Genomic DNA, 16654 nt, shown 5'->3' with positions numbered 1-16654 from the left:
TCAACATTGAACGGAGTGTAGCCATGGGTTCCTGTGTTGTGAGAGCTTTTCGCGGATTTTAGGCGGCGGGCTCCGGGATAGATTGTGGGCTGTGACGTCCTCAGACCTGTATCCCGTGTCCCGTCTGGCCGCCGTGCGAGAGGCCACCGCCAAGGCCGGGCTCGACGCCCTGCTGCTCACTCCTGGCCCCGATCTACGTTACGTGAGCGGCTACGAGGCCAAGCCGCTGGAACGGCTGACGTGCCTGGTGGTGCCGGCGGCGGGCGAGGCGTACATGATGGTGCCGCGCCTGGAGTTGCCCGCCGCCCAGGCGTCGCCCGCCTCGCGGCTGGGGCTGGAGTTCGTGGCATGGGACGAGACCGACGACCCCTACGCGATCGCGGCGGCCCGGCTGGGCCGTGTGGCCAAGGTGGGGCTCGCCGACCGGATGTGGGCCATGTCGTCGCTGCGCTTCCGCCAGGTGCTGCCCGAGGCCGAGCAGGTGCTGGCCGGGAGCGTGCTGCGGGAGCTGCGGATGCGCAAGTCGCCCGCCGAGACGGCGGCGCTGCGCGAAGCGGGGGAGGCGATCGACTCCGTGCACCGGCGGGTGCCCGAACTGCTGCGCGCCGGGCGTACCGAGCGGGAGGTGGGCCGCGACATCGCCGAGGCGATCCTGGCCGCCGGGCACGAGACGGTCGACTTCGTGATCGTCGCCTCAGGCGCCAACGCCGCCAGCCCCCACCACGACGTCTCCGACCGGGTGATCCAGGCGGGCGAGCCTGTCGTGGTCGACATCGGCGGGCAGTTGCACAACGGCTACTGCTCCGACTCCACCCGCACCTACAGCGTCGGCGAGCCGCCCGCCGACTTCGCCGCCTACTACGAGGTGCTGCGACGGGCCCAGGACGCGGCGTGCGCGGCCGTGCGGCCCGGCGTGTCGTGCGAATCCATCGACGCCGTCGCCCGCGACATCATCGCCGAGGCCGGTTACGGCGAGTACTTCATCCACAGGACCGGGCACGGCATCGGCATCGAGACGCACGAGGAGCCCTACATCGTCGCGGGCAACGGCGAGCCGATGGAGCCCGGGTTCGCCTTCTCCGTCGAGCCGGGCATCTACCTGCCGGGCCGCCACGGCGCCAGGATCGAGGACATCGTGGTGTGCGGCGAGAACACGGGCGAGCGGCTGAACAACACCCCGCGCGAACTCGTGGTCATCTGACCGCTGCGGCGACGGGGCCCGCGCCGCTGTCACCCGGCGCCGAAACCGCTCACCGCCGGGACCACACGACGTCCTCGGGGCCGGATCCGGACGGGCTGCTTCGACGAGGACGTGTTCGGCGAACCACGGCCGGCGGCACCGCGCGATCCCCGCTCGGCGCGTCAGACTCCCGCCGGAGCGCCCGGGGCGAGGCGTTCGAGGTGGTGTGCCCGGGGACCGGGCCTTTGAGGTGGAGCGCCTCGGGACTGGGTTCGAGACGGAGCGCCCGGGGACTGGGCGTTTGGGGTGCCTCGGGAGTGGGCGTTCGAGGTGGAACTCCCCGCGACGGGGTGTTTGAGGCGGAACGTCCGGGGGTGAGGCGTTCCATCGAACGCCTGGCGGTGGGGTGTTCGCGATGGGGTGCCGCGCTGCGTTTCCGCCGCCTGTGAGGTGTATCAGTTCAGTACTTCGCCGCTCTGGTGATTGCGAGGGGCGGCGGAGGAGGTTCGCATGTTCGTCGGCAGGACTGCGGAGGTGGCCCTGCTGCGCGCGGAACTGCGCGTGGCGGGCGGGGGCCGTGCCAGGAGGGTGGTCGTCGAAGGGCCGGAGGGGATCGGCAAGAGCGCCCTCGTCCACCACACGCTCGGCGGGGAGGCGGGCGTGCGGGTGCTGGAGGCCAGCGGCGAGGAGAGCGAGCGGCAGCTCAGGCTCGGAGTGTTACGTCAGCTCGCGGCCGAGGTAGCCGGCCCGGCCGAGACCAGGCAGGACCCGTGCGCTGCCGGGCAGGCGCTCTGCGACCTCATCGACGGCATGCAGGCTGATGGGCCCCTGGTCGTGCTGGTCGACGACGCCCAGTGGGCGGACCGGACGTCTCTGCTCGCCCTCGGTTACGTGCTGCGGCGAGTGCGGACAGGGCGCGTGCTCATGCTCTTCGCCTGCCGCGACCTGGCCGACCCGTGGCTGCCGGACGGGCTGCGGCGGCTCCTGACCGGCGACGACACCCTGCGCATCCCCCTGGACGGCCTGACCGCCGCTGACCTGGCCGCACTCGCCACCCCGACCCCCTCACCCGATCCGACCCGCCCGTCCGACCCGCTCCGTTCACCCGATCCGGCCCGCTGGTTCGATGCGGCCCGTTCACTCGATTCGACCCGCTCGTCCGATGCGGCTCGTTGTTCGGATCTGACACGTTCGCCGGATCTGGCCCGGCTGACCGACGCGACTCACTCACCCGACCGGACTCAGTCGTCCGGCCAGGTGCGGTTGTCCGACGGGGCGGGGCCGTCCGAAAGGCCATCGGGCGTGTGCGATCCGGAGCAGCTCGCCGATCGGGTATCCGGGCGGGCCGCCGGTGTGCCGGAGCCGGGTCGGGTCGGTGACCGGGCGCCGGGTTTGCCGGAGCCCGGTCGGATCGCCGAGTGGGCGGCCGGATCGGCGGGGGCGGGACGGGCGGTAGGTGCGTCGGGGGTGGGTTGGGATGGGGGACGGGCGATGGGTGGTTGCGGTGAGTGGGCTGCGGGTGGGTTGTCGGAGGTGGCGGCGGTGCGGTTGCATGCGCACACGCTGGGCAATCCGCTGCACGCCCGTGCCCTCCTGGCCGCCGTGCCCGCCGGGGTTCTGGACGATCCGGGCACGCGGCTGCCCGCCCCCGCCACCTACCTGCGGCCCTTCATGCGCCGCCTCGGCGCGTGCGGCGGCGCGGCCAGGCAGCTCGTGGCGGCCTGCGCCGTCCTCGGCGGACCCTGCCCGCTGCACGTGGCCGCCGCCGTCGCCACCGGCGTGGACGAGCCGCTGAACGCCCTGGAGGAGGCCGTCGCCGCCGGCGTGCTGCGCGAGCTGCCCGGCCGCCTGATCGACTTCCCCGAGCCGCTGGCGCGGGCCGCCGCCTACGACAGTCTCGGCGCGGGCGCCAGGGCGCGCCTGCACCTGGCCGCCTCCCTGCTGGCCGACGACACCGGCACCGCCCTGCGCCACCGGGCCGCCGCCGCGGGCGGCCCCGACGAGGCGCTGGCCGAGGAGCTGGTCGGGTTCGCCGCCAAGGCCGCGCAACACGGGCAGTGGCAGGAGGCGGCCGCCCATCTGGACCTGGCCGCCGGGCTCACGGAGTCGGCGGCGCGGCGCGACGAGCTGCGCACGGCCGTGCTGGAACACGTCCTCGTCGGGGGCGATGTGGTCCGGGCCGCCGAGCTCGCCGCCGCGCGCAACGCCGACCCGCGTCCGGTTCGCCGGTACGTGCTGGGACGGCTCGCGCTGGCGGCAGGACGCTTCGAGGAGGCGTCGGAGCTGCTGGCCGAGGCGTGGGGGCACAGAGAGCCCGGGTTCGCCGCCGACGTGGCCGAGCAGCTCGCCTGGCTGCACCTGGTCACGGGGGACCGGGCGGCGGCGGTGAGCTGGGCCCGCCTGGCGATCGAGCAGCCCATCGAGGGCGCGGTCGCCAGGCCGTACGACGTGCTGGCGCTGGGAGGGGCGCCAGGCGCCGGCGCGCCCTCCGACAGCTTGGCGGCGGCTGTCGGGCACCTGGCGGCGGACGAGGCCGAGCGGGCGGGCGCGGTGCTGCGCAGGGTCGTGGCAAAGGCCGCTGTGCCGCACCACCGGCTGCTGGCCACCGCGCTGCTGGCCGCCGCCGAACACCGCGCCGCCCACTGGGACGGCGCCGCCGCCCCCGCCGAGCACGCCGGCGCGGAGGCGGCCTGGCTCGGCCAGCGGTGGCTGCTGCCGTGCCTGGAGGCGGCGTGCGTGGCGCCGCTGGCGGCCGTGGGCGAGCACGAGCGGGCCCGCGCCCACCTGGCCGCCGCCAGGGACGCCGCCCGCGAGCTCGGCCATGCGCTCGGCGCGCACCAGGCCGACCTGGCCGCGGCGCTGCTCGGCGATGAAAGCGCACCCGCGGGGGACTGGGACGCGTTCGTGCCCGACCCCCGGCCCGGCAGGATCGAGGCGCTGGTCGCCGACGGGCGGCTGGAGGAGGCGGGCAAGACGCTGGCCGCGTTCGACGAGAGCGGGGCGGCGCGGCGCACGGGTCCGCGCGGGCAGGCCGAGCGGATCAGGCTCGACGGGCTCCTGCTTGCCGCCAGGAACGTTCCAAAACAGGCGGAGGAGAGTTTCCGCCGCGCGCTGGCCCTGGTGGAGTCGGGGGTGTGCCCGCTGGAAGAGGCGCGGGTGCTGCTCGACCTCGGCAGGCTCCTGCGCCGCACCGGCCGGCGCAAGGCCGCCGCCGAACAGCTCGCCGCCGCCCGCGCGATCTTCGAACGGCTGGAGGCGCGGCCCCTCGTGGACCGGTGCGCGCACGAGTTGGAGGCGTGCGGGCTGGAGCCGCCCGCCACCGTCCGCCTCGGGCTGACGCCCCAGGAGCTGAGCACCGCCATGCTGGTGGCCGGCGGGCTGACCAACCGCCAGATCGCCCGGGAGCTGCTGATCAGCGTCAAGACCGTCGAGTACCACATCGGCAAGATCTATACCAAGCTCGGCATCGGCTCCCGCGTCGCCCTGGCCGCCAAGCTCGCCACTTTCGGCGAGACCTCCTGATGGGAACCCGAGCTGATGGGAACCCGAGGTGTCGCCGGCAGTCATCTGAGCAGGCCGAACGGCCACAATGGTGATACCTTGATCGATAGTACGTGATCATGAAACAATTCTCCAGAAGGTGTGTATCCGGGGTGTTGGGGGGTCACTCGCCCATGATCCGCGAGCCGATCGAGCGGCCCTAGGGTGCACGGCGACGAGCTGGATGAGGCGTTCGAGCTCGGCACGACGTGCGCACTGGCCGCCGAGTGCCGCAGGGACCTGCGTCACTGCGCCCAGATGTACGGCGGGTTGTTCCCGCAGGCCGCCTTCACCGCCGACACCTACACCGCCCTCACCCTGGGCACGGCCTTCAGCGCCCCCTGGGCCACCGCTCCCCGGCTGAAAGTGCTCAACAGGTGCGCGTTGTGGGTGCTGGCCCTGGACCGGCTCGTCGACCACACCGCCACCACCCGCGAGCAGGTCGACCGCCTCACCCGCGAATGCCTGTCGGTCGCCGACGGCGCCGTGCCCCGCGCGGCGCTCACCCGTTTCCTGGCCGACCTGCGCGATGAGCTGGCCACGGTCGAGGAGTTCGAGAACGCGTGGTGGCTCTGGCGCGACCAGCTCGCCAGGATGCTGGACGGCATGGCCAGGGCATGGGTATGGCGCGACACGCGGGAGGCGCCCACGCTGGCCCGCTACCTCGACAACGCCGACAGCCGCGGCTCGTCCTTCGTGGACCTGTCCCACTGGATCTACACGGCCGACGACTGGGCCAGGGCGCACCTGGAGGAGTTGCGGGCCGTCAGCAGGCACGTGCAGCGGTATCTGCACCTGCTCGGCGACGTCGCCTCCTATCGCAAGGACGTGAGCTGGGGCGACCTGAACGTGCTGACGCTCGGTGTCAGCCGCGCCGAGGTCGCCGGCGCGATGGACGAGCTGGCCCGCGAGGCCGCCCACCTGATCGAGCCGGTCTGCCAGAAGAGCCCCCGCGCGGCGGCCTACCTGCGACGACAGATGGGATTCCACGCCGGGTTCAACGGGATTTCCGGCTAGCTCCGGCTACGATTAAGGGCCCTGTCGGAAATCATGACAAACCATCTTGACTCTTGCTGTGTCAGGCAAGCGAATAACAGAGCTAGAGACCACAAACCGTGACATTTGGTTTCTTGTAAATAGTTGCGGCTTGAGTGGAAAATGTGGCGTTGCTAGGGTGTCTCGATGCCAGGCATGTGGATCGATCTCCTCAACGCGCCTTGACAGGTACCACTGACCACGGCACCTCTGGGGTGGGGTTGTACATGCGCGGGATATGTACGGGCGGTGCTGGATGGAATTCGGTCGCTCAGACCATTGGCGGCTGCCGACGGCGATCAAGATCTTGGTCGCCGGGGGTTTCGGCGCGGGCAAGACCACCATGGTGAGTGCCGTCTCAGAGACCAAACCTCTGCGCACGGAAGAGGCGCTCACCCAGGTCGGCACGCACATCGACGACTTATCCGGCGTCGAGCGCAAGCTGACCACGACGGTGGCCATGGACTTCGGCCGGATCACGATCCGCAACGACTACATGCTGTACCTGTTCGGCACGCCGGGTCAGGAACGGTTCTGGTTCGTCTGGGACGAGCTGGCCATGGGCGCTCTGGGCGCCGTGGTGCTGGCCGACACCAGACGCCTGGACGACTGTTTCCCGGCCGTCGACTACTTCGAAAAGCGCGACCAGCCGTTCATCGTGGCGCTCAACGCCTTCGACGGCATCATGCCCTTCACCGTCGGCGAGGTGCGCTCGGCGATCGGCCTGGAGCCGGACATCCCCATCGTGCGCTGCGACGCCCGCCGGCCCGACTCGGGCCGGGAGGTGCTCATCACGCTCGTGGAGCACGCGATCAGCAGAGGCGTCACCCCGGTCGGGACCATGTCGTGACGGCGACCGGCTACCTTTGACCGATGGAGGAGATCGACCGCCGGATCGTCACGCTGCTGGCGCAAGACGGCCGCATGAGTTTCACCGACCTGGCCAGGGAGACCGGGCTCTCGGTTTCAGCGGTGCACCAGCGCGTGCGGCGGCTGGAGAAACGCGGGGTCGTCCGCGGATACGCCGCGATCATCGATCATGACGCGGTCGGGCTGCCGTTGACCGCGTTCGTGTCGATCAAGCCGATCGATCCCGCCGCGCCTGACGACGCCCCCGACCGGCTGTCCCACCTGCGGGCCATCGAGGCCTGCCACAGCGTGGCCGGCGACGAGAGCTACATCCTCAAGGTGCGTGTGGCCTCGCCGGTGGCGCTGGAGGACCTGCTGCAGCAGATCCGCGCCTCGGCCAACGTCTCCACACGCACCACGGTCGTGCTGAGCACCCCCTACGAGCACCGCGTCCCCCACCTGGCGGGCGAGCCCGACCCCGCCCCCGACATCACCCAGGACTGACCCCTCACCACGACTGCCCGCTGTTCCCCACCCCGCCGTACTTCGGCGGGGTCTTTGGGGCGCAGGACTGACCCCTCAGCACGGTTGTTCTTCACCCCGCCGTACTTCGGCGGGGTCTTTGGGGAGGGGCGGGTGTGACGTCGATAGGTGGGCGGTCCTGTGTGGGGAAGCGGTGGGTGTGGCGTCGGCAGGCGGGCGATACGTTACGGAGCAGCGCGGCCCTCAGCGGGCTCAGGGAGGCGCCGATGGGTCGTAGTGGGCACGGAGCCGGGCCTTGGCCGACTCCGGCGCCCTGAGGCGTTCCAGGCCCAGCAGGGCGGCGCCCAGCACCGGCGGCACGTCGCAGACCACGAGCTTGGCCCGCGGCGCCCGCAGCGCGAACCCCGCGTCCAGCAGCGACGTCAGCAGCGGGTCCCTGGCCGTCAGCAGTCCGCCGCCCAGCACCACCTCCGACGGCGTCTCCAGCAGCCCGAGCCGCCGCAGGCACACCTCGGCCAGCACCGTCACCTCCTCGGCCTGCCGCTCGACCAGCGCCCTGGCCACCGCGTCGCCGTCACCGGCCGCCGCCAGCACCCCCGGGGCCAGCTCGTGCAGCCGCTCCTCGTCCAGCCGCCCGAAGTGCACCTCCAGCACCAGTTCCTCCACCGTCGCCGTGCCGAAGTGGGAGGTGACCAGGCCTGTCAGGGCGGTCGGAGCGCCGCGGCCGTCCTCGGCGCGGGCCGCGTGCCACAGCGCCTCCTCCGCCAGCCCCTGGCCGCCGCCCCAGTCGCCGCTGAGGCGGCCCAGGGCGGGGAAGCGGGCGACGGCGCCGGTGGGGGAGACGCCGACCGCGTTGATGCCGGCCCCGCACACCACCGCCACACCCCACGCCGCCGACGCGCCCGCGCGCAGCAGCGCGAAGGTGTCGTTGCGGACGACGACGTCACCGCAGAAGCTCCGCGCCGCGAACTCCCCGGCCAGCGCCTCCTCCTCCATGGGCAGATCCGCGCCCGCCAGGCAGGCCGACACGTGGTCGAACACGCCGCCGGACGGCAGCGCCCGCTCGACCACGTCCACGGCCGCGGCCGCCCCGTCCCGCTGCGGCGCGAACGCCCCCGAGCGGCCCGTGGCGAGCACCTCGCCGTCCTCCGAGACCACCGCCAGGTCGGTCTTGCTGTTGCCGCCGTCGACGGCCAGCACGAGCCTGGCGCGCCTCACCGGCCCACCGCCCACGGCAGGTGGGCGTGGTTGGCCCGCAGCAGCAGCTCCGCCAGCTCCTGCGCGGTCTCGTCCTGCCCGATCAGCGGATGGGCCAGCAGCGCGTCGCGCACCCGGTCCGCTCCGCCGTGCAGGGCCGCCTCCAGGGCGAGGCTCTCGTACGCCGACACGTGCGCGATCAGCCCCGCGAACAGCGGCTCCACGGTGGGCACCGGCAGCGGCACGGCCCCGCCCGCCCCCACGGCCGCAGGGACCTCGATCACCGCCTCGTCCGGCAGGAACGGCAGCGTGCCCGCGTTGCGCACGTTCACGATCTGGGCGTCGCCCCGGTCACCGAGCAGCGAGGCGACCAGCGCGACGGCCGCCTCGGAGTAGAACGCCCCGCCCCGCCGCGACAGCAGCTCCGGCTTGGTCACCACGGCCGGGTCGGCGTACAGCTCCAGCAACCGCGCCTCCATCGCCGCCACCTGCGCCGCCCGCGAGGGCTGCGAGCGCTGCTCGCGCACCACCGCGTCGTGGGCGTAGAAGTAGCGCAGGTAGTAGGAGGGCACCGCGCCGAGCCGCCGCAGCAGGCCGGGGCGCAGGCCGAGGCTGTCGGCGATCTCCTGGCCGTGCGCGGCCAGCAGGGCGGGCAGGACGTCCTCGCCGTCGAGGCAGACCGAGCGCTCCCAGGTCAGGTGGTTCAGCCCGACGTGGCCGAGCGCGACCCGGCCGGGATCGACGTCGAGCCAGGCGGCGAATCGGCGCTGGAAGCCGATCGCCACGTTGCACAGTCCGATCGCGCGGTGGCCGGCGTCCAGCAGCGCCCTGGTGACGATGCCGACGGGGTTGGTGAAGTCGACGATCCACGCGTGCGGCGCGACCGAGCGTACGGCCGAGGCGATCTCCAGCACGACCGGCACCGTGCGCAGCGCCTTGGCCAGCCCGCCCGCGCCCGTCGTCTCCTGCCCCACGCAGCCGCAGCGCAGGGGCAGCGTCTCATCCACCTCGCGGGCCGCCTGCCCGCCCACTCTGAGCTGGAACAGCACCGCCCGCGCCCCCTCGGCGCCCTCGGCCACCGAGGAGGTGGCCAGCACCCGCGCCGGATGCCCGGCGTGGGCCAGCATCCGCCGCGAGATGCCCGCGACCAGTTCCAGGCGCTTTGCGTCGGGGTCGATCAGGGCGATCTCCGACACCGGCAGCTCCTCGCGCAGCCGGGCGATCCCGTCGATCAGCTCCGGCGTGTACGTCGAGCCGCCCCCGACCACGGCCAGTTTCAACCCTTCACCCCCGTCAAAGTCACGCCCTCGATGAACACCCTCTGGGCGAAGAAGAACACGATGATCACCGGGGCCGTCACCAGGAGCGTGGCGGCCATGGTGAGGTTCCACTGCACGCTGTGGAAGGCCTTGAAGGTGGCCAGGCCCAGCGAGAGCGTCAGGTGGTCCTGCTCGACGCCGGCGTACAGCAGCGGCCCGTAGTAGTCGTTCCAGCAGTAGAAGAACTGGAACAGCGCCACGGCCGCCACGGCGGGGCGGGCCATCGGCAGGATCACCCGCAGCAGCGTGCGCAGGTCGGAGCAGCCGTCCACCTTCGCCGCGTCGGTGTAGTCGCGCGGGATCGTGACCAGGAACTGGCGCAGCAGGAAGATGGAGAAGGCGTCGCCGAGCAGCAGCGGCAGGATCAGCGGCCACAGGCTGTCGGTCAGCCCCAGCCGCGCCCACACCAGGTAGATCGGCACCGCGATGACCTGCGGCGGGAGCATCATGGCGGTGATCACCAGCAGGAACGCGAGCCGCCGGCCGCGAAAGCGGAACCTGGCCAGCGCGTAGGCCACCGGCACCGACGACACCACGGTGAACAGCGTGCCGAGCAGCGCGTACATGAGCGTGTTGGCCGTCCACCGCAGCAGCATCGACTTCTCGAAGACCTCGGCGAAGTTCTCCCAGTTCCAGGAGCGCGGCCACAGCTCGCTGGTCAGCGCCTGCTGGTCGGTCATCAGCGCGGTGAGCGCGATGAACACCACGGGTGCCAGGAACATCAGCGCCAGCGCGATGGCCAGCGCGTGGGTGGCGATCCACACCAGGACGCGCCTCCTGCGGGCCCGCACGCTCTCGCGGGCGGTGACGGCGGCGCTCATGAGGGGTCCTCCGCCCGCCGGAACTGGCGCAGCAGGATCAACGTGAAGATCATCGAGGTGGCGAACAGCAGCAGCGCGAGCACGCAGGCGTAACCCATGCTGTAGTCGCGGAAGCCGGCCTGGAAGAGCCACTGCGGCAGCGTGAGCAGCGACTCCTCCGGATAGCCCGGCGTGAACGAGCTGCCGGCGGAGTCGGTCGCGCCCGAGGCGACCCGGGAGGCGATCATCGCCTGCGTGAAGTACTGCAGGGCGTAGATGACGTTCGTGACCAGGGAGAACATCAGCACCGGGGAGATCATCGGCAGCGTCACGCTGCGGAAGCGCCGCCACGGGCCCGCGCCGTCGATGGCCGCCGCCTCGTACAGGTGTCTGGGCACGTCGAGCAGCGCCGCCATGAAGATCACGACGAGCTGGCCGCAGCCCCACAGCGACAGCAGCGTCAGGCTCGGCTTGGACCAGGCCGGGTCGCCGAACCAGTCGGGTCCCGTGATCCCGAACAGGGCGAGGAACTGGTTCCACGGCCCCGTGGCCGGGTTCATCAGGAACACGAACGTGATCGTGCCCGCCGCCAGCGGCACCAGCGAGGGCAGGTAGAAGATCGTCCGGAACAGGCTCGCCCCGGCCTTCAGCCTGACCACCAGTTGCGCGAGCGCCAGGGAGAACAGCACGGTCGCCGGGACCATGACGAGCACCAGCCAGAGCGTGTTGCGCGCCGAGGTGGCCACCCGGGGGTCCCGCAGGAGGTAGCGGTAGTTGTCCAGGCCGACGAACTCGAGGGTGTACATGTCGTAGCGGTGGAAGGAGAAGTACACCGTGGACAGCAGCGGGTAGACGAAGAAGATCGACACGCCGGCGATCCACGGGGACAACCACACCAGGGCGCGCAGGCCCTCGTTGCGCCGCCACACGTGGGTGAGGGCGGCCACCTCAGCCTCCGGACAGCTTCAGCTTGTCGTTGATGAGCTTGTCGACGCCTTTGAGCCCGGCGTCGAGGTCAGGGGCGGAGCCTTTCTCCCATTTGGCCATGAAGGCGGCCATGGCCTCCTGGTTGAAGACGCTGTTCACGCTGGCAGGGAGGGTCGAGGTCTTCGGATGGGCAAAGATATCCAGAAATGTCTGGAAATTTGCGTTTTTACTGAGCTTGGGCGACTCCATCGACGCCTTCGTCGTCGGGACGTTGCGCAGCGCGTTCGACAGCGTCACCAGCGAATCGGTGTCCGTGCTCAGGTGCTTGACCAGCTCCCACGCCTGCTGCGGGTGCTTGGCGCCCTTCGGCACCCCGATCACGGTGCCGGCGGTGAAACCGCTGCCGTACAGGTCGGGGCGGTCGTCGGCGACCGGCAGGGGAGCGGTGCCGTAGTCGAGGCCCTTGGCCTCGCCCGCGATCATGGCGTTGCGCCACTCGCCGTCGAGGATCATCGCGACCTTGCCCTTGAAGAACGGGTGCTCGGCGCTCCACTCGTCGCCCAGACCCTTGCGGAAGCGCTCCAGCTTGTCGTGCCCGTACCAGTCGATGAGCTCCTTCTGCCAGGTCAGCAGCCGCTTCCAGGCCGGGTCGGAGCCGATGGCCGAGGTGCCGTCGTCGTTGTACCACGTCGCACCCACCATGGGGCCGAGGTGACTGGGGCTGTTCTCGTAGTACTGGACGCTGGGGATGAAACCCGCCACCTTGATCTCGCCTTTCGCGTCGCGGACCGTGAGCTTCTTGGTCAGCGCGGTCAGCTCGCTCAGCGTCCTGGGCGGTTGCTCCCCCTTCATCAGGGCCTTGTTGTAGTAGAGCCCGTACGCGTCCGCCAGCAGCGGCAGCGTGCACTGCCTGCCTTCGAACCGCGTGTAGGCGCGCGCGACCTCCGGCAGCACCGACAGGTCGATCCCGTCCTGCTCGATCACCGGGGTGAGGTCCTGGAACGATCCCGACCTGCACCATTGTGCGACGTTGTCCGTGGTGAACGAGGCCGCCACGTCGGGCGCCTTGCCGCCGCGGATGGCCTGGGTGATCTGGTCGTCCTGCACGCCCTTGGTGGCCTTGACGGTGATCTGCGCGAACTTGGTGTTGAAAGAGGCGATGGCCTCCTCGAACGCCTTGACCTCGGCGTCGGTGGAGAAGCCGTGCCACAGCTCCAGCGTGGCGGCCGGCAGGGCCTGTGAGGCCGACCCCGACGGGCGCGGCTGGGCGCCGAGCGAGGGCGCGGCCTGACGGCCCGCGGTGCAGGCGGTGCAGGCGCTCACCGCGACAACCGCGGCGACCGCCAAGGGGACCAAGCGCACGGGGGGTGCCTCCGATCAAGAGGGAACGGTTGAGCTGAACACCTCGTCACGCACGGTGTCGAGGGCGAGGTCGAGCGCGCCGGCCAGGACGGGGTTGCCCTCGACGCTCGACAGGCGGACGTGGGGACGCGGGATGGTGAGCGCGTGCAGCTCGTGCTCGACCAGCTCGCGCAGGGTCTCGCCGCCCGGCAGCACCACGCCGCCGGTCAGCACGATCAGTCCAGGGTCGACGACCATGTAGACGGCCGCCAGGCCCACGGCCAGGCGGGCGGCGATGTCGCGCAGCCCGGCCCTGGCGTCGTCGGCCTTCTGGCCGTCGCCCTCGGCCGCCCGCACGGCGCCGGCGACGGCCTGACGGAAGTCGGCGCCGCGCACCCCGTACGAGCGCAGCAGCTTCAGCACCGCCGGGCCGCCGGTGAGCGCCTGGTAGCCGTGGTTGGCGTAGCGCCCGCACTCGCGGGCCGTCGGCGCGCCCGGGGTCGGCATGTAGCCCACCTCGCCCGCGCCGCCGGTCGCGCCCCGGTGCATCCGCCCGCCGAGCACGAGGGCCGAGCCGATGCCCTCGTCCGCCCACAGCAGCACGAAGTCGGGGTGACCCTTGGCCGCCCCGTGCGCCTGCTCGGCCAGGGCGACGAGGTTGACGTTGTTCTCCACGTCCACGGGCACGCCCAGCCCGGCGCTGAGCGTGGGGACCAGGTCGGGGATGCGCCAGCCCGGCACGTCCTTGGCCGCGGCGTAGCCGAGCCTGCCGGTGGACGGGTCGATCGCGGCCTGCACGCCGATCACGACCCGGCGCAGCTTGTCGGGCGGGTTCGCGCCCTCGATCGCCGCGTTGAGGCGGTCGACCAGCTCGCCGTGCGGCCGGCGTGGCGTCGGCAGCGTGTGCTCGCCCACGACCGTGCCGGTGAGGTCGGCCACCTTGGCCTCGATCCGGTCGGGGGTGACGTCGAGCGCGCCCACGTACGCCGCCGCGGGGTTGATCCGGTAGACCTCCGCCGTGCGGCCCGGCAGGCCCTCCCTGATGCCGTCGAGCACGACCAGCCCCGCCTCCTGCAGCCGGGACAGGAGCTGGGACGCGGTCGGCTTGGACAATCCGGTCAGGGCCCCGATCTCGGGGCGGGTCAGCGGCCCGCGTTCCAGAAGGGCCCGCAAAGCGGCGCGATCATTGATGGCGCGTAGCAGACTGGGGGTCCCGGGAACCGGACCGCTCACGGCAACTCCTTCATGTGAGTTAGGAAACTTTCCTAACTGCGACGAACATAAGAAGGTGCCCGCGCGATGGTCAAGAGCCGAGACGAAGACGTAACCGAAAGGGGGTTAACGGGAAAGAGATGGGAGTGCCTCGACGGGCATGCTAATGTCGTCGTTTGTCGTAACAACAAGCAGAATGGCCCGGAGTGTCCCATTAACCACATTAATGGTCAGGCGGCAACTCGTCAAACAGAGCTCGCGAAAGAGCAGTCGTACGTCACCGCACTGTACGACAGGCTCGACCAGCTCCGCGAGCGCACCCAGCGGCAGCTCAAAGAAGTGCTGGCCACGGGCGCCGTCGGTACGATGCAGAACAGGTCGGAGCGCGACACGTTCGCCGACATGTACGCCTCCAGACTCGCCCGGCTCTGGGCGGTCGAGCGCGGCCTGGTTTTCGGTCGTCTGGACCACCTCGACGAAGGCCGGCTCTACATCGGCAAGCTCGGCCTCACCGACGACGAGCAGCTGCGCCTGCTCATCGACTGGCGCGCCCCCGTGGCGCAGCCGTTCTACCGCGCCACCCCGGCCGTCTCGATGGGCGTGACCAGGCGCCGTCACCTGCAGACCAAGGGCCGCGCGGTGGTCGGCGTGGACGACGACCTGCTCGACCTCGACTCGCTCACCGACGACGACCGCGCCACGCTCAACGGCGAGGCCGCGCTGCTGGCCGCGCTCGACGAGCGCCGCACGGGCCGCATGCGCGACATCGTGGCCACCATCCAGTCAGAACAGGACCGCGTCATCCGCAGCGACCTGGGCGGCGTCCTGGTCGTGCAGGGCGGGCCCGGCACCGGCAAGACCGTCGTGGCCCTCCACCGCGCCGCCTACCTGCTGTACACCCACAGGGAGCGCCTGGAGCGCCGCGGCGTGCTCATCCTCGGCCCCAACCTGACGTTCCTGCGCTACATCGAGCAGGTCCTGCCCTCGCTGGGCGAGACCGACGTGCTGCTGTCCACGGTCGGCGAGCTCTACCCCGGCGTGACCGCCACCGCCAGGGAACGCCCCGAGGTCGCCGCGCTCAAGGGCGACCCGCGCATGGCCGAGGTGATCGCCAGGGCCGTACGCGACCGGCAGAAGGTGCCGCGCAAGCCCATCGAGCTCACGATCGGCCGCCTCACGCTCACCGTCGACCGCTCCATGCTGGAGGCCGCCAGGAACAAGGCCACCCGCGCGCGCCGCCCGCACAACCAGGCCCGCGCCGTGTTCGTCAGGTCGCTGCTGAACGCCCTGGCCAGGCAGCAGGCCCGCAAGATCGGCAAGGGGCTCATCGACGAGGAGGAGCTGGCCGACCTGCGCGAGGAGCTGCGCACCGAGCCGGTGGTCAAGTCGGCGCTCAACCGGCTGTGGCCGTACCTGACCCCGCAGCGCCTGCTGCTCGGCCTCTACGGCTCCCCGGAACGCCTCGGCTACGCCGCCTCCGACCTGACCCCGCACGAGCGCGCCCTGCTGCGCCGCGACGGCGGCCCGTGGACAGAGTCGGACGTTCCGCTGCTCGACGAGGCAGCCGAACTCCTCGGCGAGATCGACGAGCAGGTGCTGCGGGCCAGCGCCCTGCAGGCCGAGGAGGAGCTGGCCGCCGCCCGCCAGGCCGAGGAGCGCGAACGCGAGGCCGAGCTCTCCTACGCCCGCGAGGTGCTGGAGCTGACGGGCCTGTCGGACGTCATGGAGGCCGAGCGCCTGGCCGAACGCCAGCGCGGCGATGGCCCCTACCTCACCACCGCAGAACGGGCCGCCGCCGACCGCACCTGGGCCTACGGGCACGTGATCGTGGACGAGGCGCAGGAGTTGTCGCCGATGGCCTGGCGGGCGGTGATGCGGCGCTGCCCGACGCGTTCCATGACGATCGTCGGCGACATCGCCCAGACCGGGTCCGCGGCAGGAGCGCGGTCGTGGGAGGAGGTGCTCGACCCGTACGTGGCAGGGCGCTGGCGTCAGGAACGGCTGACCGTCAACTACCGCACGCCCGTCGAGCTGATGGCGCTGGCCGCCCGCGTCCTGGCCACCATCGACCCCGCTCTTCAGGCGCCCGCCTCGGTGCGCGAACTGGGCGTCGAGCCCTGGTCGGCGCCGCTTTCGGCCCTGGGCGAGCTGGCCAAGGAGGAGGTCGGAGAAGGCGGGAAGATCGCCGTCGTGGTGCCCGACGAACTGCTGTCCACGCTCGGCGACCACGTCGTCTCCGTGGTGGAGGGGGCCGTCGTGGTCGCCCCGGGGGACGGGCGGGCCAGGGGAGCGGCCGCCCTGGACGCGCCGGTGGCCGTGATGGGGGTGACGGACGCCAAAGGGCTCGAATTCGACTCGGTCATCGTGGCCGAGCCCGACCTCATCGCCGCCCAGTCGCCACGAGGGCCGAGCGACCTGTATGTTGCTCTTACCCGCGCCACACAACGGCTCGGGGTCGTACACGAGCGGCCGCTGTCGCAGGCCCTCCGGGGCTTGCCAAGCCGCTCGCAGGCACCGGCAAATGGGCTTTGATCCGTTTACCTCACATGTCCTACCTGCGAAAACTTGATGTTTCTGCTGATCGGGACACGGTTGACATCTGAGGTGGAGTCGGTAGTTTGCTGCGCAGTCCAGCACGGGACTTGGCCGGTTGGCCGTCTCTGACATCGTCGGATCCTGCGTCCGTGACGGAGCGTGACTCCGTCCACACAGCCAGGTGCAGGGCCGTCGGTCCGTCGAGTCGGGGCACCCCAACCGGGCGGGGGGTTGGA

Annotated in this window: 12 protein-coding genes; 6 read left to right on the top strand and 6 right to left on the bottom strand. The window is 71.5% G+C overall.

Annotated elements, in window-relative coordinates:
• Nucleotides 1-91: 91 nt before the first annotated feature.
• The 5 genes from ACFOY2_RS07535 (at nucleotide 92) to ACFOY2_RS07515 (ending at nucleotide 7108) form a co-directional block, all read left to right on the top strand.
• A complete protein-coding gene (locus ACFOY2_RS07535; RefSeq protein ID WP_379527202.1) occupies nucleotides 92-1201 on the top strand; it encodes a M24 family metallopeptidase in 1110 nt (369 codons plus the stop codon).
• Nucleotides 1202-1690: 489 nt separating this feature from the next.
• Entirely contained in the window at nucleotides 1691-4702 is a 3012-nt protein-coding gene (locus tag ACFOY2_RS07530) for a helix-turn-helix transcriptional regulator (protein ID WP_379527201.1), read from the top strand.
• A 183-nt stretch (nucleotides 4703-4885) separates the two neighbouring features.
• Complete coding sequence (locus tag ACFOY2_RS07525) at nucleotides 4886-5737, top strand: terpene synthase family protein (RefSeq protein WP_379527200.1); 852 nt, start codon at nucleotides 4886-4888, stop codon at nucleotides 5735-5737.
• A gap of 274 nt (nucleotides 5738-6011) precedes the next feature.
• The gene (locus tag ACFOY2_RS07520) at nucleotides 6012-6605 is read left to right on the top strand and encodes a GTP-binding protein (RefSeq protein ID WP_379527199.1); all 594 of its coding nucleotides are present in this window, start codon (nucleotides 6012-6014) and stop codon (nucleotides 6603-6605) included.
• Nucleotides 6606-6628: 23 nt separating this feature from the next.
• On the top strand, nucleotides 6629-7108 hold the full coding sequence (locus ACFOY2_RS07515) for an Lrp/AsnC family transcriptional regulator (protein WP_379527198.1): 480 nt from the start codon (nucleotides 6629-6631) through the stop codon (nucleotides 7106-7108).
• 231 nt (nucleotides 7109-7339) lie between these two features.
• Here ACFOY2_RS07515 and ACFOY2_RS07510 read toward each other — a convergent pair whose 3' ends face one another.
• The 6 genes from ACFOY2_RS07510 to ACFOY2_RS07485 are packed head-to-tail and all read right to left on the bottom strand — an operon-like array spanning nucleotide 7340 to nucleotide 13904.
• The gene (locus ACFOY2_RS07510) at nucleotides 7340-8305 is read right to left on the bottom strand and encodes an N-acetylglucosamine kinase (RefSeq protein ID WP_379527197.1); all 966 of its coding nucleotides are present in this window, start codon (nucleotides 8303-8305) and stop codon (nucleotides 7340-7342) included.
• Nucleotides 8302-9564 carry a 6-phospho-beta-glucosidase gene (locus ACFOY2_RS07505; protein WP_379527196.1) on the bottom strand — a complete coding sequence of 421 codons (1263 nt, stop codon included), beginning with the start codon at nucleotides 9562-9564 and terminating at the stop codon, nucleotides 8302-8304. Before ACFOY2_RS07505 ends, ACFOY2_RS07510 begins: the two co-directional genes overlap by 4 nt.
• Nucleotides 9561-10424: a carbohydrate ABC transporter permease gene (locus ACFOY2_RS07500; RefSeq protein ID WP_379527195.1), complete on the bottom strand. Its 864-nt coding sequence runs from the start codon at nucleotides 10422-10424 to the stop codon at nucleotides 9561-9563. The genes ACFOY2_RS07505 and ACFOY2_RS07500 overlap by 4 nt, the downstream gene beginning before the upstream one ends.
• The gene (locus ACFOY2_RS07495; protein WP_357821650.1) at nucleotides 10421-11350 is read right to left on the bottom strand and encodes a carbohydrate ABC transporter permease; all 930 of its coding nucleotides are present in this window, start codon (nucleotides 11348-11350) and stop codon (nucleotides 10421-10423) included. Before ACFOY2_RS07495 ends, ACFOY2_RS07500 begins: the two co-directional genes overlap by 4 nt.
• A 1-nt stretch (nucleotide 11351) precedes the next feature.
• Nucleotides 11352-12692, bottom strand: a complete 1341-nt coding sequence (locus ACFOY2_RS07490) for an ABC transporter substrate-binding protein (RefSeq protein ID WP_379527194.1) — start codon at nucleotides 12690-12692, stop codon at nucleotides 11352-11354.
• 15 nt (nucleotides 12693-12707) lie between these two features.
• Nucleotides 12708-13904 (bottom strand): ROK family transcriptional regulator, encoded by a 1197-nt coding sequence (locus ACFOY2_RS07485; protein WP_379527193.1) that lies wholly within the window; start codon nucleotides 13902-13904, stop codon nucleotides 12708-12710.
• Between the two features lie 345 nt (nucleotides 13905-14249).
• Between ACFOY2_RS07485 and ACFOY2_RS07480 the strand changes: the two genes are divergently transcribed.
• A complete protein-coding gene (locus ACFOY2_RS07480) occupies nucleotides 14250-16415 on the top strand; it encodes a HelD family protein (RefSeq protein WP_379527192.1) in 2166 nt (721 codons plus the stop codon).
• Nucleotides 16416-16654 lie beyond the last annotated feature (239 nt).

This window comes from Nonomuraea purpurea, from assembly GCF_042650645.1.
GTDB lineage: Bacteria > Actinomycetota > Actinomycetes > Streptosporangiales > Streptosporangiaceae > Nonomuraea > Nonomuraea purpurea.
This window is presented reverse-complemented; position numbering and strand designations above follow the sequence as displayed.